Raw genomic sequence first — 22,092 nt, forward strand, 5'->3', positions numbered from 1 at the left:
TACCCCGAGGCTTGACCTCGGGGATGAAGCCGACAACTCGTGATACAAACCACTAACTGAACACCTCACTAATCAATAGACAGCGATGGAACACAGTCACCGCTACCACGCTTACCCGACACAAGAGGTAGCGGCTGGACTGGAACACCATCTGGATGTTCATCGCCAGCTCTACAACCACGTCCGCTGGGACTACGAACAAGCCCCGGAAGACAATAAGCCGAGTGAGTACGACCAGAACAACAAACTTCCCGACTGGAAGCGAAAGTGGCCCGTCTTCAGTAAACTACACTCGAAGGCCGCCCAAGCTACCGTCGCACGCTTCTATCGGAACCTCTCGAACCTTCGCAAGAAGAAAGAGAAGGGATACAACGTTGGTCGGCTCAAACGGCAAGCGCCCACCGATTATCGAAGCGTCACGTACAACCAGTCTGGTTTCGACCTCGATGAAAAGAGGGGCCAAGACAGGTTCGCGTACGTCCGCTTCAGCAAAATCGGTTGGGTGAAGATTCGTTACCACCGCCCGATTCCCGACCACGCCACCATCAAAGAGGTCACGTTCAAGAAAGAGACGACTGGCGAGTGGTTCGTCTCCTTCGGCCTCGAAACCGACGACGCCGATCTCCCCGAGAAACCCGACGTGAAATCGCTGGACGCAAGCAACAGCGTCGGCATTGACCTCGGAATACTCAACTACATCCACACTAGCGACGGCAAAACCGTGGATTGGCTCGACCTCGAAGACGACTACGAGCGACTCGGACGCGAACAGCGTAAATTATCTCGGAAGGAGAAGGGGTCGAACAACTACGAGAAACAACGAGTCGAAGTTGCCAAACTCAAGCGTCGGATTCGTCGGAAGGTGCTGGACTACCAGCACAAGATAACGACATGGCTCGTCCGCGAGTACGACGCCGTATTCGTCGAAGACCTGAACGTGAAGGGGATGCTTGAACAGTCGCACAACACTCGAAACAAGCAGGATGCGGCGTGGCGACAGTTCATCACCCTGCTCGAATACAAAGCAAAATTGTACGGCAGTCACGTCGTGCAGGTCGAAGCCCGAGGCACGAGCAAAGAATGCGCGTCGTGCGGTGTGGAGACAACGAAATCCATCTGGGCATCCGTCTTTAGCTAATACTCACAGTAATACTATCTAGCCGTGATCTGCGGTCGAATTTCGCTCGTACACCTCGACAAAACGCCGAAAACACCAATCTTAGCGTTTCTAATCGCTTGTTTTCACGATGAACAGCGTCTCACCGGCTGGAATTGTCCTTCCCAACACCTTTAGTTATATTCTGAGCTTTGAATATTACTATCAGTCTTAGCTAAAGACGAATGTCCATCTGGGTCAGGGAACACTCCTGTCCGTCGTGTGGATTTGAGACGGATAGGGACGCGAATGCGGCGATGAACGTCCTGCAGAGAGGCTTTGCTGAATTAGGGCTGGGATGGCCCGAAGACACGCCCGTGGAGACTGTGACCGCTACGGACACGGCTCACTTCGAGTCTGTGTCTGCAAGTCACGTCGTGGAAACGGGAAGCCTCGGGGCTTGACCCCGAGGCGATTCACATGATGAATAGACGTGCGCCGGCTGAGAGAAGAAATATATGCTAATTTTGTTTGCGGCCTTTCTGACCAAAATGACTATAATGTGAGTCTGAGAAGCGCCTGGTAATGACCAATCAAGCAATACGTTCTGATATACTTCCCGAGGCGCTGGCTGTCGCGCTCCTTGATGCTGGGTTTGATCAAGTCAGAACGCACGCCCGATATAAGTATCTCGAAGCGTTTGTCGATCGTGACGCAACGGAGCAAGAGCAAGCCCTCACGCGAAGTGAAGTTCAAGAGTACCTCGAAGCGACCTATCCCGATCTGGAGTTCAATTCACGGACGACGGGTAATACTGCGTTACGGGACCTGGTCGAAGCCGGGTTTCTCAACTGTAACGACCAAATGCAGACTTATCGATACTACTTAGTTTGGAGCGGTGCGGACGGCTCGGAGGGTGCCCAGTGTGGTTCCACTGGGGAGACCGCGATGGCGGATAGGAGCGATAATGATGGGTCGGTTAGCGTTAGTGGCCAGGGGACTGCTCTCCGAGGCACTGGTACTGTGGCCTCCGGTGAAGGAGATCAGACTTCAGCTGCAGCGTCGACCGGCTCTGCGACTACTGATAGTGCTCCTACCGGCTGGGTGCCATCTGTACGCAATTTGTCTCAATCTTGGGTAGGTGCGTGGGCCACTCTCTTCGTACTGTTTGCTGGCGGGAGCGGTGCGTTCGTCACTGTGTTGTTGGCTCGGCTTGCGGTCCCATCATCGGTTGTGACCGGCAGTGCGGCAATCGCGTGGGGGCTACTCTCGCTTGCGCTCGCTGCGGGGGTAGTGCTGGGTGTGGGCTCTCTGGAGCGTCTCAGCGTCGCTGGCCAGATCTACTAGCAGAGCATTTCTGACAGGGGGCCTGTATTTCGGACGTGGTTGTGATCACTCTTGGCTTCGATACGGGAGTGTCGTGACATCGAAGGCATCGTAATGGCGGTCGCACGTGAGTACATGATCAACATCTAGCTCGTCCATGTGTGCAGCGACGACGAAATCTGTGAATGACGCATCGAGATCCGTCCATTCAATGAAGGTCTCTTTGGCATCGATAACGACGCTCTCGGGGACTGCTTCAAATTGGTGAACCGCCTTGGGGTCAAGCCCCGAGGCTTCCCGTTTCAATGACGCGACTTGCAGGAACCGACGAAGAAGAGCCTCCATCGGTTTCCACAGCGGTCGCAGTCTCCACGGGCGTCGATTCGGCCTGTCCCAGACCTAACTCTTGAAGGCCGCGAGAAAGAACATTGTATGACGCATTCGCGTCTCTATCCGCCTCAAACCCACAACTCGGGCAACTGTGTTCCCGCACCCACAACGGTTTGTCCGTCTCGACACCACACTCGGCGCACTCCTTGGTCGTCCCCGCAGGGTTCACTTGGACGACGTGCGTGCCGTACAAGTCGCCCTTGTACTCCAGCATCTCAATGAATGCACGCCACGCGGCATCCTGCTTGTTCCGTGCATTTCCGTCGCTTTGGAGCATCCCCGCGACGTTCAAGTTTTCAACGAACACGGCGTCATACTCTTTGACGACCCACGTCGTGAGCTTGTGCTGGAAGTCTTCGATCTTCCGCTTGATCCTTCGCTTGACTTTGGCGACCTTACGGCGTTGTTTCTCCCAGTTGTTGCTCCCGTGTTCTTTCCGGGAGAGATTGCGCTGCTCCCGACGCAGGCGTTCGTACTCGTCGGAGCGGTCAAGCCAGTCCACGCTGTCGCCGTCAGACGTGTAGATGTAGTTCTGGATGCCGAGGTCGAGGCCAACACAGTCCTCAACATCCACGTCGTCTACAGCGGGTTTCTCGGGGAGCGTGGTGTCTTCGACTTCGAGGCCGAACGTGACGTACCACTCACCCGTCGTCTCTTTCTTCAGCGTCACCTCTTTGATGTCTGCGTTGTCGGGGATGGAACGGTGGTATCGAATGGGGATGTCACCGGTTTTGGAGAGCCAGATTGTGGCAGTCCGGCCACTCGTGTTTTTGAGCTCGAAGCCAGACTGCGAATACGTCATACTCTGGTACTCGCTTGGGGACTTCCAGTTGAGCCACCCGACCTTGTGCCCGTTCTGCTTCTTCTCGGAGAGGGTTGAGAGGTTGTCGTAGAAGCGTTCGACGGTCTTCTGTAACGCCTTCGAGTGGACTTTGGAGAACACAGGCCACTCGTCTTTCCATTCGGTGAGGCGCTTCTGGTGTTGGTACGCCGAACCGATGTTGTCCTCGTCGGTGTCGAGGACACTGTATTCGTAGCGGGTGTGATTGTATGCTTGGCGGTGGATGTCGATGTGGCGTTCCACTTCCGCAGTCACACCTGTTCGGTCAGGGTAGGCGCGGAAGCGGTAGTCGCACCACATCGCCGTACCTCGATTATCGCTGTGTTGCTAGTTAATGGCTTGTGTCACGGAGTGTCGGCTTCATCCACGGGGTCAAGCCCCGTGGCATTCGCCTCGACAGCGCGTTAATCTTCTATGACACCCTAAACTGCGCCGATCAAGATCTTGCGCCGCATCGCTGTCGAGACGCTCACTGCTGCTTACGAGACAGGATAGCAGAGGACAGGGGAGGAAGCAGGATGGGGGGCTGTCCTCAGCAGGGACCAACGGTCCCTACCACATGAAGGCAACTCGCGCGTCTAATACCTTTCGGTTTTCGCACATTACGGGTCCTTCACAATGGTCGATACGAGGGTGTCATAGAACTCTTCTCACGCCTCGTTGACTGACCTGTGAATCGCTCAGTACAGACTATACACTGACGGAACGTTTCGCTCAGATGCCGAGGCTATCTTTGATTGCCGAGTCGATTTTTGCCATATCTGCTGACGGGACGGATCCGATGTTCTTCTTAACACGTCCGTCAATGTCGATAACCCGGATTTGACTTAGGTCTGCCACTGAATCGTGACTGAGGGCAGTATCCGAAGCCAGTACTTCCACCTCGAACGGGTACGTGTCTCCAGATGTGTACTGCGTTGTGAATGGAGCGATGATAGTTGTCGGTGAGTACTGATTCCCAACATCGTTCTGGATAACAACACAGGGCCGGCTCTTTCCGTGCTGCTCACTCCCTTTCGTGGAATTCAATTCAACGATAACAATGTCGCCACGGCGTACCTGCACAGTTGACTCCAGAATTCACTCGCTCCAGTCGGGTGCGTCACCGAGACGCTCAGTTGCTTCTGCGGATGCGTCTTCCATTTCTTCAGCCAACTCACGAGACCGCTCGGCTCTCTTTCGATATCCTTCAGCAAGCCGTTCCTCATCTCTCGGCGGTTTAATTATGATCTCGTCATTCACTTCGACGAATTCAACTTCGTCACCGCCTTCGATGCCACGACGGTCCCGAAGGTCCTTCGGAATCGTCACCTGCCCCCGATCTCCGACTTTCCGTTTGTGTTCGGTCATACCAGTTCATACTTTTTTCATACTAATATAGATATCGGTGGCATGGTCATTCAGTTCGCAAGCGCGTTCCATCAGCTGATTCGGCTGTAAATTCACGAAATAAATGTCGTGCCAACTCTTCTATGACACCCTAGAGACATAGTTTATCAGCCCAGAGTTGAGTACACCTCGAAGACGCCAGAGAGCACTCCCACCCCACTAGTTCCGCTGTTAACGTGAGCGAACATGGAAGGGAGGTATGGATTTGACTCCCACCCCACCGCTTCCGCTGTTAGTGTCCTTCTGGTGGTGAAGTGCGTTCACCCACACACCCCATCGCTTCCGCTGTTAGGACGGAGTAGTAGGCCTAGCGGTGGCTCAATTGAGTGCGCCTCAAAAGGTGATACGTGGGAGGCATCTAGGTACGAACAGCGGAAGCAGTGGGGATGAATAGTATATAAATAAGTGGCTACAACGGAAACAACAGAAGTGGTGGTTTTATTTCATCATAGGGAGGCCAACCAGTATGGACGACTTCTCGTTCACGCCAAACGATGCTATCTTCGAGAATCGGGAGGCACTTCTCGAAGAGTGGACGCCGGACAGCCTCGTCGGCCGCGACAAGGAACTCACCCGCTACCACGCCGCCCTCCAGCCGGTGATCAACAACGAGACCCCCTCGAACGTGTTTCTCTACGGGAAAAGTGGCGTTGGCAAGACTGCGGCCACGCGCTATCTGCTCCGCACGCTTGAGCGGGACGCAACCGACGTGCCAGAACTGGAACTCACGACAATTGAGGTCAACTGCGATGGGCTGAACACGTCCTACCAAGTTGCTGTAAAGCTAGTCAACGAACTTCGTGAGCCAGGTCGACAGATCTCCAATACAGGATACCCGCAGGCGAGTGTGTACGAGTTCCTCTTTGACGAACTCGACGCCTATGGAGGGACAGTACTCATCGTCCTCGACGAAGTCGATCACATCGGCGACGATTCCCTCCTGTACAAGCTTTCGCGTGCGCGCTCGAACGGCGACATTAGCGAGGCGAAGCTCGGCGTCATTGGGATCTCGAACGACTTGGACTTCCGGACGCAACTCTCTTCGAAGGTCCAGTCGTCACTGTGTGAAAAGGAGGTGTCCTTCAGCGCATACGATGCCGACGAGCTCCGACTCGTCCTCGAACAGCGTGAACGGGTCGCTTTCCAAGATACCGTTCTCGAAGACGGGGTGATCGCGATGTGCGCTGCGTATGGAGCGAAAGACTCCGGTGACGCACGGAAGGCTTTGGATCTCCTCTTAGAGGCCGGCGATGTCGCCCGTGAGAGTGGGTCCGACATCGTGACCGAGTCGCACGTCCAGGAAGCTCGTGAGCGCGTTCAGACGGATCAGGTGGTTGAGGGGATACAGAACTACTCGCAGCATGGAAAGCTCGTATTGTACGCACTCACACGGCTTCACGAACGGGGTGACACGCCGGTTCGGACGCGCGAAGTCGTCGAGACGTACCGGTCCGTGGCTCGCTCGGAAGGAGTGAGTCCGGTCTCCGAGCGGTCAGTGCGTGACTATCTGGGCGAGTTGGCACAGTTGGGAATCACAGGCGTGACAGAGCACAACCGGGGGAAAGACGGGGGCAAGTACAACGAGCATCAACTCGAACAGTCCGTGTCGGCGGTTCGGAGTGGGTTGTCGACGCTGTTGGAGTCGGCCTGAGTGAGGATTCGCTTGTGGTACTGAGATGGTGGCGTCCACCCCGTACTAACAGCGGAACCGGTGGGGTGGGTGTGTCGAGTCGCGTCGCGATCGAAGGTTAGTGGGTGGATAGTTCACCGTTCTCCCCTCTCTTCCCACTCCGGACGGGGTGTCGGGGACGGGAGTTCGTCAACCGCCGTTCGGAGTTCGTCCTCTGTCGTCCACGGGAAGCACCGTTCGTGGAGTTCGAATTTGCGGAACTTGTTGAGATGGACCCAACTGTACGTTGCCAGCCCTTTGTCCTCATCTGCCCGGTTGTCGATCACATCCCACACCTCCTGTTCGTCGATGTCGAGGCCGCTCTCTTGGGCGCGATCAACGAGCGACTCGACGTTTGCTTGGACTTCATCCGCCGCCAAATCGTCTGTGAACGCTATCTCGAGGGCGGCTTGAACGACGTGCTGTTTCGAGTCAAGATTCTCGTCAGTCACCCACGCGTAATCACGTGGGAACACGTGCGACTTGTCGAAATACGGTGGGTCATCGATCTCGCCCAATTCAGGCGCCTCCCCACCACTCTCCTTCTCGAAGATACCGACGATGTAGTCGCTGTACGTCGCGAGCAACGAAAACATGATATCGAACGTATTGAGTCGGTCAGTCGGGAGTTCGAGGAGATCACCCATGATGAACGGATAGGCACCGAGCTGCTTCGTGAGTTCGTTCTGGACGGCGCGAAGCCGGCGGATATAGGGGTCGCGATAGCTCCCCAAAATGAAATACGATGTCCGCTGACTCCAGAGATACGGCAATTCACGCTGGGTGAACCGCCAGATTTCCCGTTTCTCTGCAGGCTCAAGTTCGATACCCCCGACGGCCTCGTGAACGACGGTCATAATTTCCCCAGCGTCCGGTGGCGGGCTTGGGTCGGTCATTAGCTGCCAACTCAAATTACATCACCTTGTCTCTTCTGAATTACATTGGTTTTTTCTGAATTAACCAACTTGGATGGCCCTAACTGTTATGTCGCGCTCCCTCGTACCAGCACATATGAGCGAAACCGACACTGGTGCGGCCGATACAGGGCCGTTCGCAGAACAGCAGCGGCTGTTCACGCTGTTGTCCCAGGATACGCGCCATCTCATCATCCAGGAGCTGCTGGGCCATCCCGCCCATCTGATGTCGCTCGCCGAACTCGAGTATATGACCGGAAAGAGTCAGGCGGCCATCAAAGACCAGTTGGAGACGTTGATCGACGCCGGGCTCCTCGCACGCTACACGTATGACCCAAGCGAGGGGACACGTGATCTCCCCTCTCAGTTCTACGGATTCACAGAGCAGGGGGTCGAGGTCCTCCACGACTACAAGTATCTCCGTGGGCTTCCGGTCGCACGTGCCCTCTACGAAAACACGCGCAAGACCGAGAAAATCGAGCGCCACGAATCGGCCCCTCGCCCGGAGCTTCCCGACGCTGTTGCGGACGCACTCGAGTTCAACGAGCCCGATCTCGACGCCATCGATGGTGGCACAAACCGATAGAGACAATACCGCTTCGAAAAGCCAGCGGCCAGCCGTATCGTCGCTAGCGAGGCCCTGCTGGGATTCGTGATCAAAGAAGAACGCATTTTGCCTACATCTCTGTAGTAGGACTATGGCCCACGAGTGCGACGATTGCGGAGCGTCGTTTGAGACACTCACCCGCCTCCGCCTCCACGACTGCGAGGATGTCGAGTCAGAGACATCCGGTGGTTCGGCGAACCTCGACCAGTCACAATCCACAGGTTCGTCGCCAGCCGACAGACGAAACAGATCCGTCGCCGAGCTTGATACCCTACTCAACCGCTTCTCGGAGGGTGACAGAGACGCCCTTCACGACGCAGTCGGCGAGTTCGAGTCGGCGCTCTCGGCTGCACTCGAGGAAGACACCAGTGGCGACACATACCGAGACGTGTTCTGGCCGTACCACGAGCGCGTTGGTGAAGCCCTTGACGAGGCGGCGCAAGCAGCTGGCTGGAGTTTTCTTGAGGAGGTCATCGATGCGTACGACCCGACCGCGGACGACGAGCTGCCGCTTGTGACGCCCACGATCGCGAATGCTGTGGGACGGAATCTGATCCGGACGCGGGTAACCGAGAGTGTGGAGGCGATTCCAGTTGCGGCGCTCGAGTACCTCGATGGCGTCGCAGTCAACGCCGCCGATACGGCCGATACTGCGCGGGAAGAAGTCCACGCGTACGGGTGGGGAATCGGGCATCCTGACCACTCGGTGGCCGACCGTCTCCACGCCCGCGCCTCGGAGGACATCTTCTCGGTTACTCCGACACTCGAACACGCGTTCTACGCCGACCAGTACGCGGCGGTCGATCTCCTCGAAACGTTGGTGAGAGACGAGTCGATCGACGGAACGCTCCCTCGCATCAGCCGTGACGATATGCCGTATCGTCGCTACCTGCTCGATTGCGCCTACGGGCTGAAGACGGACGACCACTGGCCAGGGATGCCGCGGTACTACGACTGGCACGAGGAATTCGACTACACGTTTAAATCAGACGACACGGTCGAACAGCGCATCCGCGACCTCGTCGAAGAGGCCGGCTTCGACGCCGACCTGCCGAACGACTGGACGTTCCGCGATCTCGGCGTTTGAGCGGACCTCCCTCACGCTTTACAGAGAACCGGGGAGAACGCATCGCGTTCAGTGCGGAGAGGACGTCATCGTCGTTTGTCGGGTGCTCGTACCGCGGCTTGACGTGGCTACCAGTTCAGTCAACAATAACGAAGCGGTTTTTCGTGAGTGCCTTGACCACGTCGCGCCCGGAGAAATCGCGTGACGGCATTCGATTCACTACATGAAATCGGGGAGGCCATCGTGCTCATCACGACCCTGCGCTACCTCATCCGGATCGATACCGAGCTCCTCGAGTACTTCCTCCTCTTGCTCCCGTGTATCGATCGATTCGCCGATCTCTCCCTTGTGGAGCGCGACTGCCTCGTCGAGGTTGTCGAGGGCGTCCTGTCTCTTCTCACCTTGGCTCGCAACACCCGTCTCCTCGTCACGGGCGACCCACCAGCCGTCGTCCGCCTGCGTGAGCGTGATGGTTCGCCCACTCTGCGGATCGTCGTTCGTACTCGTGTCAGTGCTCATTACCAGCGTATTACCTGAGTAGTGTGATAACCATTCGGCCGGTAAACAAGTCGTTATCGATGGTCGTTGAGGGTCGTTGGTGATGGGCTCGACGGCTGTCTCCCTCACGCACGACGAGGTCAGTGACGCTCGCAGCTAGGACGCGAACGGCTACGTCCACCGAGTCCGGTCGCTGCTCAAGGAGTGAGATGCGAACGGGACGTGGACACGCTCGCCAATGTCGAACGGGCGACACGGCTCGGGCGATAGTCGTCGGGCTAGCGATCGTCGAGATACGCCCGGACGTACGGATGGAGATTCTCGAACGGCGGCTGGAAGACTTGGAAGGCGCTGTGCTGGTCGTCGCCACCGATCTCGGGATCGTCGCGTTCGAAATGACACCGGTAGCCGGTCGCGAGGTAGTGTTTCGAGTCGACGCCGTCGACATCGGCCGTCTCGTAGCAATGTTCGTACGTTCCGAGACACTCATCGATCACGACGGCTTCTCCGAGTTCCTCACTGGCCACGCGGTGGACAGCCTCAGTCCGAGATTCGTTTTTGTGTACCGTCCCGCCGGGCACGAACCACTCGCCTTTCGCGGGGTCGTTCTCGCGTTTCCCGAGGAGCACGCCGCCGTTGTGTTCGATCACGAGGTCGACCGAGACGAGCGAGACGTTCGCGACGATCGTCCGCCACTCGGCGTCGGGGATCCATCGATCGCGTTCGCCGGGCGTGGAATTCCGGGGGTCGCTCACCACGTCAACCCCTCGTACACGATCCCGTCACGGCGGTCGATCGCCCGCCGGCCGTCGACGACCACGGGCGTCCGCATGGCGTTGAACTCCTCGTCGAGGCCGGTGATCGCTTCCCAGTCAGTCACGACGAGGGCGGCAGCCGCCTCGGACAGCGCTGCGTCTGGCGTGTCGACGTACTCGACATCTGGGAACCGCTCGCGCATGTTCTCGATCGCGACCGGATCGTAGGCGACGATCTCGGCGCCGCGCGCTTGGAGCCCCTCGATGACGGGGATCGCCCGGCTGTTGCGGATGTCGTCTGTGCCTAGTTTGAATGCGAGGCCGAGCACCGCTACCCGCTTGGCGGCGACGTCGACGTCGACGTGGTCGTCCATCAACGAGAGCAGCCGGGTGGGTTGGCGGTCGTTCCCCCCAGTCGTGGCGTCGAGCATCGCTGGCTCATGTCCTGTGGGGCAACGAAGACCGGGACCGCGGCGTCTCGGTCAGCAAAGCCTTTGACATCTGTCGTGATGATCGCCATCCCTTCGGACGCGGCGTACGCCACGATCGCGTCATCGGTCGCTTCCGGGCCAGGTGCGGCGATCTCCCGCGAGTACTCGACATCGTGACCGTCACCACGGAGTGCGGAGACGTACTCTTCAGGCACGTTCACGTCGGCAAGAATCCGGCTCACGACTCCGTGGCATCCTCAGTCGACTCGGCAGTCTCACCGCGGCGTTCGTCGACGAGCTTGCGTGTTTGGCGCTCGCCGTCGCGACGCGTCCGTTCGGCCGCCCGCTCAGCGTCCTCGAACGCGTCGCGGTGTTCGCGAGGGGATTTCGCGCCGTAGCGGTGATATCGACATGCTTGTCACGATCAAGTTGGAGCGTTTTCCCACCCGTATTTGCGAAGTCCTGCTCAAAAGCAATCCGAGAGAGTTTCGTTTTGAAAATCCTCTTTCGTGTATCTCTACACGGTTTCACGCCGAATTTGAGCGCTGGAAACAGCACGGTTGACGCAGCACGGCAGACCGGTTTCGCCTCAGCTGTCTGGACCATCTGTTGTTTGACACGGCCTAGCGTGAAAATCAGCAACTACTGTTTACGGCGAGGAGGATGTCACTGGTACGATTCACACACCCGCGACACGCCCTCTTCGAAGCTGATCGTTGGCTCCCACCCGGTGGCCTCATGGAGCTTTGAGTAGTCCGCCATCGTGTCGTGAACGTACTCGGCAAGCGGATTCTCGATATATTTTGGCTCGATGTCGGTTCCGAGCTCGTCGTTGATCAACTCAATCATCTCGTTGAACGAGTAGCTTGCTTCGGTGCCGACGTTGTAGATGCCCTGCAGTTCGTGATCGGCGGCAAGTTCACAGGCGCGGACGACGTCGTCGACGTGGGTGAAGTCTCGCGTCTGGGTGCCGTCGCCGAACAGCTCTGGGCGTTCCCCGTTCGCGATCTTGTCGGTGAACTGCGCAACGGTGTTGGCGAACTCGCCTTTGTGTTCTTCGGCGCCACCGAAGCCCTGATAGACTGAGAAAAACCGCATCCCGGCGAGGCTCATGTCGTGGAAATTGTGGAAGTACTCTGCGTAGCGCTCACGGGCGAGTTTCGAGGCTTCATACCCGGTGCGGGCCTCAACGGGCATCGTCTCCGGGGAAGGCTCGGTGCGATCCCCGTAGATTGAGGAGGTGGTCGCGTACACGACGGTGTCACAGCCGTCTTGGCGGGCTTGTTCGATTGTGTTCACGAACCCCTCGACGTTGACGCGGGCGCCCTTGGCGGGATTGTCTTCGTGCATCTTGTACGAGGACAGCGCCGCGAGGTGGAACACGACATCAACGTCGGTGGGGAGATCGTCGTCAATGACCGAGGCGTCAACGAACTCAACATCATCGTTGAGGTTGTCAGGTGTTCCAAGGTAGCAGTCGTCGACGACGACCACATCGTTGTGTGCCGCGAGCTGGTTGGCGATATTGGAGCCGATGAAGCCAGCGCCGCCTGTGACGAGGACACGTTGCGCTTCCATGTAGTGGACTGCTCAATGTGTCCGTGAAAACGTTACGATACTGAAAGTATTCTTATCTGTCTCACCCGATACGGATTAACAATCAGTTATCATTCCCTCGAATTTCGGAACCTATAGCATCCGGAATAGTTATTATTCGGTTACAGGAATTTACATTATGCCCCGCCCGGACGGCCCTCTCCCTCCCAGCGAGCAGCGACTCGTCCAACGCCTCCGCACCGAGCTCAGCGAGTATCTGTATGTTGTGCTTGTCTATCATGACGAATCAAGCCAGCTCTTGTACGTCTCACCACATGCGAAACGCGCCCTCCGCCACTCCGATGAGCCAATAACTGAGTCACACCCCACCCTGACACAGATCAAGCGAAGCTGTACAGACCAGACTACCGATCAGACACTCCCACTTGGTGAGCACCGATGCTCGCTCCAACTGTATGATGAGTGGCTTCTGTTACACTATACGGAGCCGCCGTCCGGGGTTATCATCGGCGTTGATGCCGCAAGCGCATCGAATTTGCGGGATTTTCTCGCCGACATCTCTCCTGTGGTCTCCGATGTCTTGTCGGCCAATTAATCTGTGAAAAATACTATCAACGGAACATCTCACCGCAGTACAGAACAGTTGTGAACTACCAGAAGCGTAGGAGGCGGTGTTCAGATAAGGATTGAAACGTGAGGCGGTGCGTTCTCAAAGTAGTTCGTGCCCGAAAACGACCGCCTCAACGGCTGTTTAGACGAGATCAAGTTAGACTTTGTGGAGCGAGAGGCAACACCGCGGCGTAGGAAGACAGTCGAGAGAGGCAGTACTAACTCTCCAGCCTACAGTCCGGTCGTCTCGTTTGAGCATGACCGGGTCTGAAGATCATTGTGACTTCGACCGTCTTCGACACCGGTCACATTTAGCGGTCGCTGAGAGCCCGCGTGGAATTGGCCGGCCACAGTCACACCGCGGACCATCTGTGGTCTCAGACATAGATTTATGTGAGATATTCTGAGTAATAGTTCTTGCTCAGCATCTACAGATAGAGCAGGCCGAGTACCTCGGGGCTTGACCCCGAGGGTGAAGGCCGTACGCTCACTTTCACTTTCACCTCGGTAAGATGGTATTTAATACACTTAGCAACAAATAGGGTTGTAACGGCCAGAAACCACCCCCAAAGCATGGAATTGAAGACCTCAATTCCTTTGCTGGTCGTTCGGCAGTTTGGAAATGCGACTCCTCTCAAAACCCGCTACGGCGGTGAGACGGGAGTTGTCGGGCCGTGGTGGAGCGGCCACCCCTCACGGATACATCGGCGTGTTCGGGTGTTAATTCCAGCCGACCCATCTGGGAAGGTCAAGGGGAATTAAATTCGCCTGCGGGCTCGGTGCGGCCCCAAGACGGTGAAGCCTCGGGGCTTGACCCCGAGTACTTCACACAGCTCACAGCTCGTAGACGGCGACATCGCCGCCGCAGCCGGGACACTGTTCGTGGTTCCGCGTGAGATTTGCCCCGCAGTTGCGACACTCACGATGTCTCGTCGAAGCGTGTGAGCTGTCTCCACGAGTGAGCACAGCTTGGAGTACGCCTCGCAGCGGCATCGATACACCGTTCATACAGTGTGATCGACATCAATGTACTGGCGATTTGGAGCACTGCTGTACGGGGCGATTCTAGAGAGACACACGGGCGCCTGAGTTCAGCGTGAAAACCCTCCAGTTGAGGAGTACTCGTGCGGGCATCCGTCTTCAGTTAAGCAAGAAACCGCGTGATAGCGGAGGCTTATCGAGACATCTTTCGGAAGGAATGAGGAAGCCGAGTTTGTGCCCAACGGCTCCTCATCTCGAATTATGCGTCGGCTCACTACACTGTTTCCCTCTGAGTTTCTCGAAGAGCACGCCGAGGAACTCGGCGTGGTCGAACGTGACCGCAAGCTTCAGATCCCTGCCTTCGTCTGGACATTTGTGTTCGGTTTCGCCGCAGGCGAAAGCCGAACACTCGCCGGGTTCAGACGATCTTACAACTCAACTGCCGATGAGACAATCTCGCCCAGCGGGTTCTATCAGCGGTTGACGCCGACGCTTGCGGAGTACCTCCGCGACCTCGTCGAGCGCGGTCTCGACGAGGTCGCTGTTCCTGATGCTGTTGACGCTGATATCGACCGATTTAGAGACGTGATGATCGCCGATGGAACGGTGTTGCGGTTACATGAGTTTCTTTCAGATCAGTTCGAAGCCCGCCATGAGGAGCAGGCTGGAGCGAAGTTCCACCTGCTCCACAATGCCACAGAGCAGACGATCGAACGGATCGATACTGCTGACGAGAAAACACACGACAGCACCCTGTTCAAAACAGGGCCATGGCTTGAGAACCGCCTCATGCTGTTCGATCTCGCCTACTTCAAGTACCGCCGGTTTGCGCTGATCGACGAGAACGGCGGCTACTTCGTGAGCCGGCTGAAACAGAACGCGAACCCGGTGATTACGGCAGAATTACGGGAATGGCGCGGCCGCGCCATTCCCTTAGAGGGCAAGCAGCTCCGAACTGTTCTCGACGATCTCGATCGGAAGTACATCGATGTGGAGGTCGAAGTCGAGTTCAAGCGGGGGCCGTACAATGGGACACAGTCGCTGGATACGAAGCGATTTCGCGTCGTCGGCGTCCGCGACGAGGACGCCGACGACTACCACCTGTACATGACGAATTTAGCGAGGAAGGAGTTCTTTCCGGCGGATTTAGCGGAGATCTACCGCTGTCGGTGGGAAGTTGAGTTGCTGTTCCGGGAGCTGAAGACACAGTACGAATTGGACGAGTTCGACACGAGTGACGAACACGTGGTGAGGATCTTATTGTACGCAGCGCTGCTGTCGCTGCTTGTAAGCCGCGATCTGTTAGATCTAGTCACTGAGCAGGCGGATGATGAGCTTGTGTTTCCGACAGAGCGCTGGGCGGCGACCTTTCGGTCGCACGCCCAGCTTATGCTCCACGAACTCGGTGAGTTCCTCGGCTACTCACCACCGCCGCTGCTCGACCGGCTGATCGAAGACGCTCAAAAGATCCACAAGCGACGACCAATCTTACAAGAGACGCTCGCTACCGCTACACAACCGAGGTGTGAGGCTTAACTAAAGACCGATGCTCGTGCGGGTATCAACGCACCTCGCGACGTGCGTGAGCTATGTCACTCCACGATCTCGTTGATCAGATCGCGAGCGCCCTGTCGCACGGATTCATCACTCGAGCGGGTCGGCTCCCAGCCAAGTGCGGCAAGCTTCTGAATTGACAGTCGCATCTTCGGCACGTCACCCGTCCAACCGCGATCTCCGCCCGTGTAGGTGTACTCCGGATCGACGCCGAGTTCATCGCTCACGATGTCTGCGATGTCCGTCACTGAGGTTGTCGTCTTCGTGCCCAAATTATAGATGTTGAGCGGCTCGTCTGCGTGCTCAACGACGTATTTCATGGCAGAGACACACTCAGAGACGTACATGTAAGACTTCTCTTGGCGTCCATCACCGAGGATTTCGAGTTCGGTGGGATCATCGGTGAGTTTCTCGATGAAATCTGGGACGACGTTGCCGCGCTGGTAAGGACCAACAATATTCGCAAACCGGAACACCCACGACTGGATGCCATACGAGTGGGCATACGTTGAGATGAGCCCCTCATCAGCGAGCTTTGAGGAGCCGTAAATTGAAATCGGCTCGAGTGGTGCGTAGTCTTCAGGGGTCGGCCGTGGCGCCTCGCCGTACACCGTGGAGGAGGAGGTGAACGCGAAGTGTTCGACATCGGCGTCACGCATTGCTTCGAGCAGGTTGTACGTCATCTCCGTATTCTCCTCGAACAGTTTTCGATCGTCATCGAAATTGGTGTCCGTGTACGCAGCCAAATGAAACACCATATCGAGGTCAGCGGTCATGACCCGATCGACATCGTCGCGATCAGTGAGATCGGCTTCCGTGAACGTCACGTCAGCTGGGACACGCTCGCGCGTGCCTTTCGAGAGGTCATCAGCGACCCGCACTGTTGTGCCCGCGTCGTGAAGCGTCGCTGCGAGGTGACTGCCAACGAGGCCGGCACCACCAGTGACGAGCACCGTGGCGTTGGAAAGATCCATAGGAGATGGTGACAGGCGAGATAGATGTAGATTGGGAAACAGCACTGTGTCGAAACTACCGCTATTGAGCCTATTTCATCATCAACATGTGTTGAGTAAGTTTCATATATGTCGTCCCTAATCAGTTAGTAATCACATATTTCGAGCAGATGACCTCCACTACATCCCATCCACCGACTGAACAGGCGAGCCTGGAATCGGATCAGAACTTAAGCGCTGATGAATTGCTCGTTGGTCGTCACTCAGACACGACACCGCAGTTGTCTGTTGTGATGCCCACACTGAATGAGGAGGCCGGAATCCGCACGTGTATTGAATGGATTAAAACGGCGGTCGAAGAGCTCCAAGTACCAACCGAGATCATTATCAGTGACAGCTCAACCGATCGCACACCCGAAATCGCTCGCGAGATGGGCGCCATTGTCGTCGAACCCGATGGCGAAGGGTACGGGTATGCGTACCGGTACGCCTTCGAGCGGACACGGGGGACCTATATTGCGATGGGGGATGCCGACACGACCTACGACTTCAAACAGATTCCCCGGCTGTTAGACCATCTCGAAGAGACTGGTGGGGATATGGTGATGGGCAGTCGGTTAGACGGTGAAATCGAAGACGGCGCAATGCCGTCGCTCCATCAGTATATCGGGAATCCGGCGCTCACCCGATTTCTGAATACGTTTTATCGCGCGGGCGTAAGCGACGCCCACAGTGGGTTCCGGATCTTTACGCGGGAGGCGTACGAGACGATGGACTGGGAGACTACCGGCATGGAGTTTGCCTCCGAGATGATCATGGATGCTGGGTCAAAGGATCTCGAAATCGTGGAGGTGCCCATTGTGTATCACGAACGCGAGGGCGAAGAAACGCTTGACAGTTTCCGTGATGGGTGGCGCCACGTTCGGTTTATGTTGGTCAATGCGCCCGGCTATCTGTTTTCGGTGCCTGGCTTGCTGTTGACGCTCTTTGGGGTGGCAGTCATGACGATTTCACATACCGGGGTGGCGCTTGGCGAGATCACACTCGGCGTGAACTCGATGATCGCCGGGAGTCTCGCAGCGATTGTGGGCACACAGGTCGGCTCGCTGGGCGTCTTCGCGACGGTGGCGAGCGATCCGATCCAGCGGCCTGAGGACCCGATCACATCAGGTATCACCCGCTATGCTACGCTCGAGCGGGGCGCGACGGCTGGCGTGCTCGTGTTTGCGGCCGGTGGCGCGTATGCCAGTTGGTTGATCGGCGACTGGATCCTGAGCGGGTTTGGGTCCGTGCCGTTCACGTCTGCGGCGCTTATTGCGTTTACCGCCGTTGTCGTCGGTATCCAGCTGGTGTTCTCGTCGTTCTTCTTGAGTGCGGTGAACTAGTCAGCGACGGCTGGCTGATCTCTGGCTTCGCGTTGGTTTCTGTTCGCCTCCCTAGTGTTGGAGATGCGATTGAGCTGTGTGGTGGGTTGGTCACGTCGGTATTCAGGTCTGATTCTGGGGATGTGCGGTCTGTTGCCCATGGTAATAAGCAACTAACAACGTCACAGCACGGTCTAGGTGTCGCTACACACAATGTTACGTAAGTTTGTCATTGGCTGGCTCTGTCTCACCGGGATGGTGGTGTACAGGCGGTCGAGGCGACTGCCCCGGGGCTTGACCCCGGGGTTGAAGCCGACAGCATTATTATGCCTAAGACAGTATGATTCAGTATGGGACAGATGGAATGTTATCCAAAACTGCGACAACGGGGTGTCGTCACGATCCCAGAAGAAGTCCGAGACGGTCTTGATCTGGAAGAAGGCGACCAACTGAAACTCATCGTCGAAAAACTCGACTAACCAACCGTGAAACACACGCTTCGTTTTCGCGCGTACCTGCCTGACGACGTGGAGAGCGAAGCGTGGCACCACATCGACATCCTCCGGCAGATCCGCAACCACGCTGTCCGAGACTACTACAACTCCGACTACAACGACCGACCATCAGACTACGACCAACACAACAAACTCACCGCTTGGGCAGACCGCTGGCCGACCTTCGCGGAACCCTCCAGACACGCCGCACAACAAGCAATCACTCAGATCCACAGCGATCTGGAAACACTACAAGAACGTCGAGAAAACGGCTACAACGTCGGAAGGTTACAGTGGCAAGGCAACGGCGAATTTCGCTCAGTGTCGTACAATCAACCCCGTCGCTGGAACGTGGATCACAACACGGGCGACGACCGATTCGTGCGACTCCGACTCGAAAAGATCGGCTGGTTCAATATCCGAGCAGACCGCAACGTGCCATCCAAAGACGAGATTGACGAGGTCATCCTCAAAAAAGAATCGACGGGTGAGTGGTACGTCTCGCTCGTCACCACCGTGGAAGACACGCCAGAGAAACCGTCACTGAGTGAGATTAAACCCGAAGACTGTGTGGGTGCTGACCTCGGCATCACCAACTACATCCACACCTCGGAAAATCTGTCCGTGGATACGCTTGACCTGTCGGATGAGTACGATCGGTACGCACGCGAGCAGCGGAAACTCGCTCGGAAAGAACATGGCTCTAACAATTGGGAGAACCAACGCCAACAGGTGGCGCGAGCCAAACGCAAAATCAAGCGGAAGGTCGAAGATTTCCAGCACAAGCTGACGACGTGGCTCGTGAAAAAGTACGATGTGGTGGCCGTGGAGGATTTGGACGTGAAACCGATGCTGGAAACCAGTCAAAATGCGAAAAGCAAACAGGATGCGGCGTGGTCGCAGTTCATCGAACTGTTAGAGTACAAAGGTGAATTACACGGCACACACGTTGAAACGGTTGAACCTCGTGGGACGACAAAAGAGTGTTCGGTTTGTGGCGTCGAGACGGCCAAGCCGATCTGGGTGCGGGAGCATTCGTGCCCTGCGTGCGGACACAAGGAAGATCGTGATTTGAACGCGGCGAAGAATATTCTCACTCGTGGATTGCGGCAGTTAGGGCTGGGACAGTCCGAATCAACGCCTGTGCAGACTGCGCTCCCTACGTTCACGCCTCACCGAGAGGCCGTGGATGCAAAGCGCGTCGTTGAAGCAGGAAGCCCCGGGGCTTGACCCCGGGGTGCGTTCACGTGCTGCTGGTAGGCGCTCGTGAGTTCGCCCAGACCACAATCACAGCTGGCCAGGCTATGTGGGGCCGCGGTCAAGCACTCAGGAGTTGAGCATTGGAGCGATACGAGGGTGTCATAGAACACATCTCACACCTTGTTGACTGATCTGTGAATCGCTCAGTACAGGGTACATATTCGAACTCTAGTCAGTAGTGTATTGACACGGGTTTCGTTACAATTACAGCAGTTTCAGACGGGGTTTGGTGTAGTGAAACAGTGAATAGTACACTTAGATGATGACCAGCCGCTAGGTTGCTCCGTTGCGACGCTGAATAACTACACTCTTGGCCTTTCTCCGTCTGATTTTCGTGAGATTTGTATGGAATTGGGTGCCGTCTGGCGATATGAGGTCGAAGCGGTCAACGATACGACAGTGTAAGCATCTTGCCAAAGAGCACGTTGACAATCCAGATGAACCCGCTGCGCCGACTGGCGACAGCGGGTTCGCTGAGTGGGTACAGATCACTCTCATCCTCCTGCATACGGAACTTAACAAGAGCTTTCGAGAGACGGAGGCATGGTTCAACGATTCCAAACCACTTCATGAGGAACTTAACCTCCCGAAAACACCGGATCATACGACTCTCTGCCGATGGGAACAACAAGTCTCAATGCGGGAACTACGCCGCCTGCTCCGCAGCAGCGCGGAGCAGGCTGGCTGGTCAGGTTCTGCAACAATCGATGTAAGCGGCTTTCAACGTGATCAAACGAGCTGCTACTATCGAAACCGCGCTGGATTTTCCTTCCACAAGGTGAAGACAACGGCACTGGTAGATACGGATTCGCTAGCGATCAAAGACGTTCACTTCACAACCAAGCGGAAATGGGATGGCCACGTCGGGCTGCAGGTCTATCGGCGGAACGCCGATGACCTGCAGAGTCTGCGTGCAGATGCGAATTACTCGTGGAGCGAATTTCGTGAAGAGTGCCGAGAGGGGAACACTCGCCCACTAATCAAACACAAAGAGCATAACAGCCTCAAGAAGGCTCATAACGCTCGTCTTGACGATGATTCGTACAATCAACGAAGTATGAGTGAAACGGCCTTCTCGATGTTGAAGGCTGATGGAGAGCGGTTGCGTTCCCGGAGTTGGTATGGGCAATTCCGGGAGCTAACGCGGAAGTGTATCGTTCATAATCTCTCGCAGGCGGCGAGTTAGCCTCGCCGCCCGCGCTCCTTCTTCGGACGTATTGCTCAGAGGAATCACTGCTCTCCAGCTGACCCACGCAGGATATCAGATAAATTTGATAATTCTGAAGAATCTGATTTGGGTGCTTCCGCAATGCCTGTATCTAGAAATGCGGTAGCTTAGCGACATAGACTACAGAATCTACTATGTAAGGAATTCAACACGGGAGCCCTCTTGCGATAAACGGAGCACGCTAGGTCCTGTTGGTATGGCCTAATGCTGGATTCGCAAGTGCGTTTATCAGCTGATTCGGCTGTAAATTCACGAAATAAATATCGTGGCAACTCTTCTATGCCACCCTAGCGATACTGTTGACGCCGTCGACGTTCCCGTTCCCGCGAGAGTACGAAGTCTCTGGCTGCTCGCCATCGGCGCCAGACAGTGCTTCGACGCCTCACACCACCGACGTTATCGAGAAGCCGGATAACCCGTCGTCCAATCTGGTGGTGATCGACTTCGATATGTTTCACTCTCGCGATTGTCCACGCGAGTCAGAGAGGTCTGCCAGCTCCAGGCAGGCCTGGTCGTCTCAAGATACGGTACCTACACCGACATCCGTGTTACCGCGTTAGGGGCTTACGGGAGAGACAGACGCAAGCAACGTCACGCCACTGGTGGGTGATCGCGATGTGTGCTGCGTATGGAGCGAAAGACTCCGGCGACGTACGGAAGGCCTTGGATCTCCTCTTAGAGGCGGGCGATGTCGGTCGTGAGAGCCTTCAAACGGACCAGGTTGTCGAGGGGATAGGAACTACTCCCAGCACGGTCAGCTCGTGTTGTACGCACTCACACGGCTCCAGGAGCGCGGTGACACGCCGGTCCGGACGCGGGAAGTCGTCGAGACGTATCGAACTGTGCTCACTCAGAAGGCGTGAGTCCGGTCTCAGAACAGTCAGTGTGTGATTACTTGGGCGAATTGGCACAGTTGGGGATCACGAAGTCGAAAGAACACAATCGTGGGAAAAGACGGCGAGAAGTACAACGAGCATCAGCTGGCGCAGTCTGTTTCGGCGGTCCGAAGCGGATTAGCGACGTTGTTAGAGTCCGCGTGAATCGGGTGTCCGTTGTGGGGTGGTGGTGACAGCGGTGTCCGCTCCGTGCTAACAGCGGAAGCGGTAGGGC

At 56.5% G+C, this 22,092-nt stretch carries 19 protein-coding genes and 4 pseudogenes; 12 read left to right on the top strand and 11 right to left on the bottom strand.

The features are described from left to right. Positions 1-85: 85 nt before the first annotated feature. Positions 86-1,120 (top strand): annotated as a pseudogene (locus EXE52_RS06040) (RNA-guided endonuclease InsQ/TnpB family protein); the annotation flags it as partial. Positions 1,121-1,341: 221 nt separating this feature from the next. Continuing rightward, on the top strand, positions 1,342-1,560 hold the full coding sequence (locus tag EXE52_RS06045; protein ID WP_394347642.1) for a zinc ribbon domain-containing protein: 219 nt from the start codon (positions 1,342-1,344) through the stop codon (positions 1,558-1,560). Between the two features lie 928 nt (positions 1,561-2,488). On the opposite strand, the gene EXE52_RS06050 is transcribed toward EXE52_RS06045, so the two are convergent. The 4 genes from EXE52_RS06050 to EXE52_RS06065 all read right to left on the bottom strand — a co-directional run bounded on the left by EXE52_RS06050 (position 2,489) and on the right by EXE52_RS06065 (position 5,003). Further along, entirely contained in the window at positions 2,489-2,728 is a 240-nt protein-coding gene (locus EXE52_RS06050) for a type II toxin-antitoxin system VapC family toxin (RefSeq protein ID WP_158293626.1), read from the bottom strand. Next, the gene (locus tag EXE52_RS06055) at positions 2,703-3,953 is read right to left on the bottom strand and encodes an RNA-guided endonuclease TnpB family protein (RefSeq protein WP_137703518.1); all 1,251 of its coding nucleotides are present in this window, start codon (positions 3,951-3,953) and stop codon (positions 2,703-2,705) included. The genes EXE52_RS06050 and EXE52_RS06055 overlap by 26 nt, the downstream gene beginning before the upstream one ends. A 414-nt stretch (positions 3,954-4,367) precedes the next feature. Continuing rightward, the gene (locus tag EXE52_RS06060) at positions 4,368-4,718 is read right to left on the bottom strand and encodes a type II toxin-antitoxin system PemK/MazF family toxin (protein WP_137703519.1); all 351 of its coding nucleotides are present in this window, start codon (positions 4,716-4,718) and stop codon (positions 4,368-4,370) included. Between the two features lie 15 nt (positions 4,719-4,733). Continuing rightward, complete coding sequence (locus EXE52_RS06065; RefSeq protein ID WP_137703520.1) at positions 4,734-5,003, bottom strand: AbrB/MazE/SpoVT family DNA-binding domain-containing protein; 270 nt, start codon at positions 5,001-5,003, stop codon at positions 4,734-4,736. 505 nt (positions 5,004-5,508) lie between these two features. Here EXE52_RS06065 and EXE52_RS06070 point away from each other — a divergent pair. After that, complete coding sequence (locus EXE52_RS06070; protein WP_094520032.1) at positions 5,509-6,693, top strand: orc1/cdc6 family replication initiation protein; 1,185 nt, start codon at positions 5,509-5,511, stop codon at positions 6,691-6,693. A 113-nt stretch (positions 6,694-6,806) separates the two neighbouring features. On the opposite strand, the gene EXE52_RS06075 is transcribed toward EXE52_RS06070, so the two are convergent. Further along, the gene (locus tag EXE52_RS06075; protein WP_094520031.1) at positions 6,807-7,607 is read right to left on the bottom strand and encodes a hypothetical protein; all 801 of its coding nucleotides are present in this window, start codon (positions 7,605-7,607) and stop codon (positions 6,807-6,809) included. A gap of 115 nt (positions 7,608-7,722) precedes the next feature. Here EXE52_RS06075 and EXE52_RS06080 point away from each other — a divergent pair, with 115 nt between their 5' ends. Together EXE52_RS06080 and EXE52_RS06085 are read left to right on the top strand one after the other, a co-directional pair. Further along, positions 7,723-8,211, top strand: a complete 489-nt coding sequence (locus EXE52_RS06080) for an ArsR family transcriptional regulator (protein WP_137703521.1) — start codon at positions 7,723-7,725, stop codon at positions 8,209-8,211. A 112-nt stretch (positions 8,212-8,323) separates the two neighbouring features. After that, entirely contained in the window at positions 8,324-9,319 is a 996-nt protein-coding gene (locus tag EXE52_RS06085; protein WP_137703522.1) for a hypothetical protein, read from the top strand. Between the two features lie 198 nt (positions 9,320-9,517). Here the strand turns inward: EXE52_RS06085 and EXE52_RS06095 are convergent, their stop codons facing one another. From EXE52_RS06095 to EXE52_RS06125, 5 genes and pseudogenes are all read right to left on the bottom strand, one after another. Beyond that, the gene (locus tag EXE52_RS06095; protein WP_049933459.1) at positions 9,518-9,817 is read right to left on the bottom strand and encodes a type II toxin-antitoxin system HicB family antitoxin; all 300 of its coding nucleotides are present in this window, start codon (positions 9,815-9,817) and stop codon (positions 9,518-9,520) included. Between the two features lie 257 nt (positions 9,818-10,074). Continuing rightward, the gene (locus EXE52_RS06100; protein WP_080508758.1) at positions 10,075-10,554 is read right to left on the bottom strand and encodes an NUDIX domain-containing protein; all 480 of its coding nucleotides are present in this window, start codon (positions 10,552-10,554) and stop codon (positions 10,075-10,077) included. Continuing rightward, positions 10,548-10,997: pseudogene (locus EXE52_RS06105) on the bottom strand (UDP binding domain-containing protein); the annotation flags it as partial. The pseudogene EXE52_RS06105 and the gene EXE52_RS06100, both read right to left, overlap by 7 nt. Then, positions 10,925-11,224, bottom strand: a complete 300-nt coding sequence (locus EXE52_RS06110; RefSeq protein WP_158413988.1) for a DUF5615 family PIN-like protein — start codon at positions 11,222-11,224, stop codon at positions 10,925-10,927. The gene EXE52_RS06110 and the pseudogene EXE52_RS06105, both read right to left, overlap by 73 nt. A gap of 424 nt (positions 11,225-11,648) precedes the next feature. After that, on the bottom strand, positions 11,649-12,560 hold the full coding sequence (locus EXE52_RS06125; RefSeq protein ID WP_137703523.1) for an NAD-dependent epimerase/dehydratase family protein: 912 nt from the start codon (positions 12,558-12,560) through the stop codon (positions 11,649-11,651). 700 nt (positions 12,561-13,260) lie between these two features. On the opposite strand from EXE52_RS06125, the pseudogene EXE52_RS19130 reads away from it, so the two are divergent. Next, positions 13,261-13,338: pseudogene (locus tag EXE52_RS19130) on the top strand (IS6 family transposase); the annotation flags it as partial. 1,052 nt (positions 13,339-14,390) lie between these two features. After that, positions 14,391-15,665 (top strand): IS4 family transposase, encoded by a 1,275-nt coding sequence (locus EXE52_RS06135; RefSeq protein WP_137703524.1) that lies wholly within the window; start codon positions 14,391-14,393, stop codon positions 15,663-15,665. A 56-nt stretch (positions 15,666-15,721) separates the two neighbouring features. On the opposite strand, the gene EXE52_RS06140 is transcribed toward EXE52_RS06135, so the two are convergent. Next, a complete protein-coding gene (locus EXE52_RS06140) occupies positions 15,722-16,657 on the bottom strand; it encodes an NAD-dependent epimerase/dehydratase family protein (RefSeq protein ID WP_137703525.1) in 936 nt (311 codons plus the stop codon). A gap of 149 nt (positions 16,658-16,806) precedes the next feature. Between EXE52_RS06140 and EXE52_RS06145 the strand changes: the two genes are divergently transcribed. From EXE52_RS06145 to EXE52_RS19135, 5 genes and pseudogenes are all read left to right on the top strand, one after another. Beyond that, positions 16,807-18,021 carry a glycosyltransferase family 2 protein gene (locus EXE52_RS06145; protein ID WP_137703526.1) on the top strand — a complete coding sequence of 405 codons (1,215 nt, stop codon included), beginning with the start codon at positions 16,807-16,809 and terminating at the stop codon, positions 18,019-18,021. Between the two features lie 329 nt (positions 18,022-18,350). After that, on the top strand, positions 18,351-18,479 hold the full coding sequence (locus EXE52_RS06150; protein ID WP_080508704.1) for an AbrB/MazE/SpoVT family DNA-binding domain-containing protein: 129 nt from the start codon (positions 18,351-18,353) through the stop codon (positions 18,477-18,479). A 6-nt stretch (positions 18,480-18,485) separates the two neighbouring features. Next, on the top strand, positions 18,486-19,724 hold the full coding sequence (locus EXE52_RS06155; RefSeq protein WP_137703527.1) for an RNA-guided endonuclease TnpB family protein: 1,239 nt from the start codon (positions 18,486-18,488) through the stop codon (positions 19,722-19,724). 400 nt (positions 19,725-20,124) lie between these two features. Further along, positions 20,125-20,940, top strand: a complete 816-nt coding sequence (locus tag EXE52_RS06160) for an IS5 family transposase (protein WP_137703528.1) — start codon at positions 20,125-20,127, stop codon at positions 20,938-20,940. 648 nt (positions 20,941-21,588) lie between these two features. Next, positions 21,589-22,022, top strand: a pseudogene (locus EXE52_RS19135) (cell division control protein Cdc6); the annotation flags it as partial. Positions 22,023-22,092 lie beyond the last annotated feature (70 nt).

The organism is Halorubrum sp. CGM4_25_10-8A (assembly GCF_005435025.1).
Classification (GTDB): Archaea; Halobacteriota; Halobacteria; order Halobacteriales; family Haloferacaceae; genus Halorubrum; species Halorubrum ezzemoulense.

Bases quoted from the DNA above. Each gene is read 5' to 3' on its own strand.
- EXE52_RS06140 (WP_137703525.1), bottom strand. From the start codon at position 16,657: ATGGATCTTTCCAACGCCACGGTGCTCGTCACTGGTGGTGCCGGCCTC.
- EXE52_RS06085 (WP_137703522.1), top strand. From the start codon at position 8,324: ATGGCCCACGAGTGCGACGATTGCGGAGCGTCGTTTGAGACACTCACC.
- EXE52_RS06150 (WP_080508704.1), top strand. From the start codon at position 18,351: ATGGGACAGATGGAATGTTATCCAAAACTGCGACAACGGGGTGTCGTC.
- EXE52_RS06145 (WP_137703526.1), top strand. From the start codon at position 16,807: ATGACCTCCACTACATCCCATCCACCGACTGAACAGGCGAGCCTGGAA.
- EXE52_RS06075 (WP_094520031.1), bottom strand. From the start codon at position 7,607: ATGACCGACCCAAGCCCGCCACCGGACGCTGGGGAAATTATGACCGTC.
- EXE52_RS06125 (WP_137703523.1), bottom strand. From the start codon at position 12,560: ATGGAAGCGCAACGTGTCCTCGTCACAGGCGGCGCTGGCTTCATCGGC.
- EXE52_RS06135 (WP_137703524.1), top strand. From the start codon at position 14,391: ATGCGTCGGCTCACTACACTGTTTCCCTCTGAGTTTCTCGAAGAGCAC.
- EXE52_RS06070 (WP_094520032.1), top strand. From the start codon at position 5,509: ATGGACGACTTCTCGTTCACGCCAAACGATGCTATCTTCGAGAATCGG.
- EXE52_RS06065 (WP_137703520.1), bottom strand. From the start codon at position 5,003: ATGACCGAACACAAACGGAAAGTCGGAGATCGGGGGCAGGTGACGATT.
- EXE52_RS06095 (WP_049933459.1), bottom strand. From the start codon at position 9,817: ATGAGCACTGACACGAGTACGAACGACGATCCGCAGAGTGGGCGAACC.
- EXE52_RS06045 (WP_394347642.1), top strand. From the start codon at position 1,342: ATGTCCATCTGGGTCAGGGAACACTCCTGTCCGTCGTGTGGATTTGAG.
- EXE52_RS06080 (WP_137703521.1), top strand. From the start codon at position 7,723: ATGAGCGAAACCGACACTGGTGCGGCCGATACAGGGCCGTTCGCAGAA.
- EXE52_RS06055 (WP_137703518.1), bottom strand. From the start codon at position 3,953: ATGTGGTGCGACTACCGCTTCCGCGCCTACCCTGACCGAACAGGTGTG.
- EXE52_RS06160 (WP_137703528.1), top strand. From the start codon at position 20,125: ATGAGGTCGAAGCGGTCAACGATACGACAGTGTAAGCATCTTGCCAAA.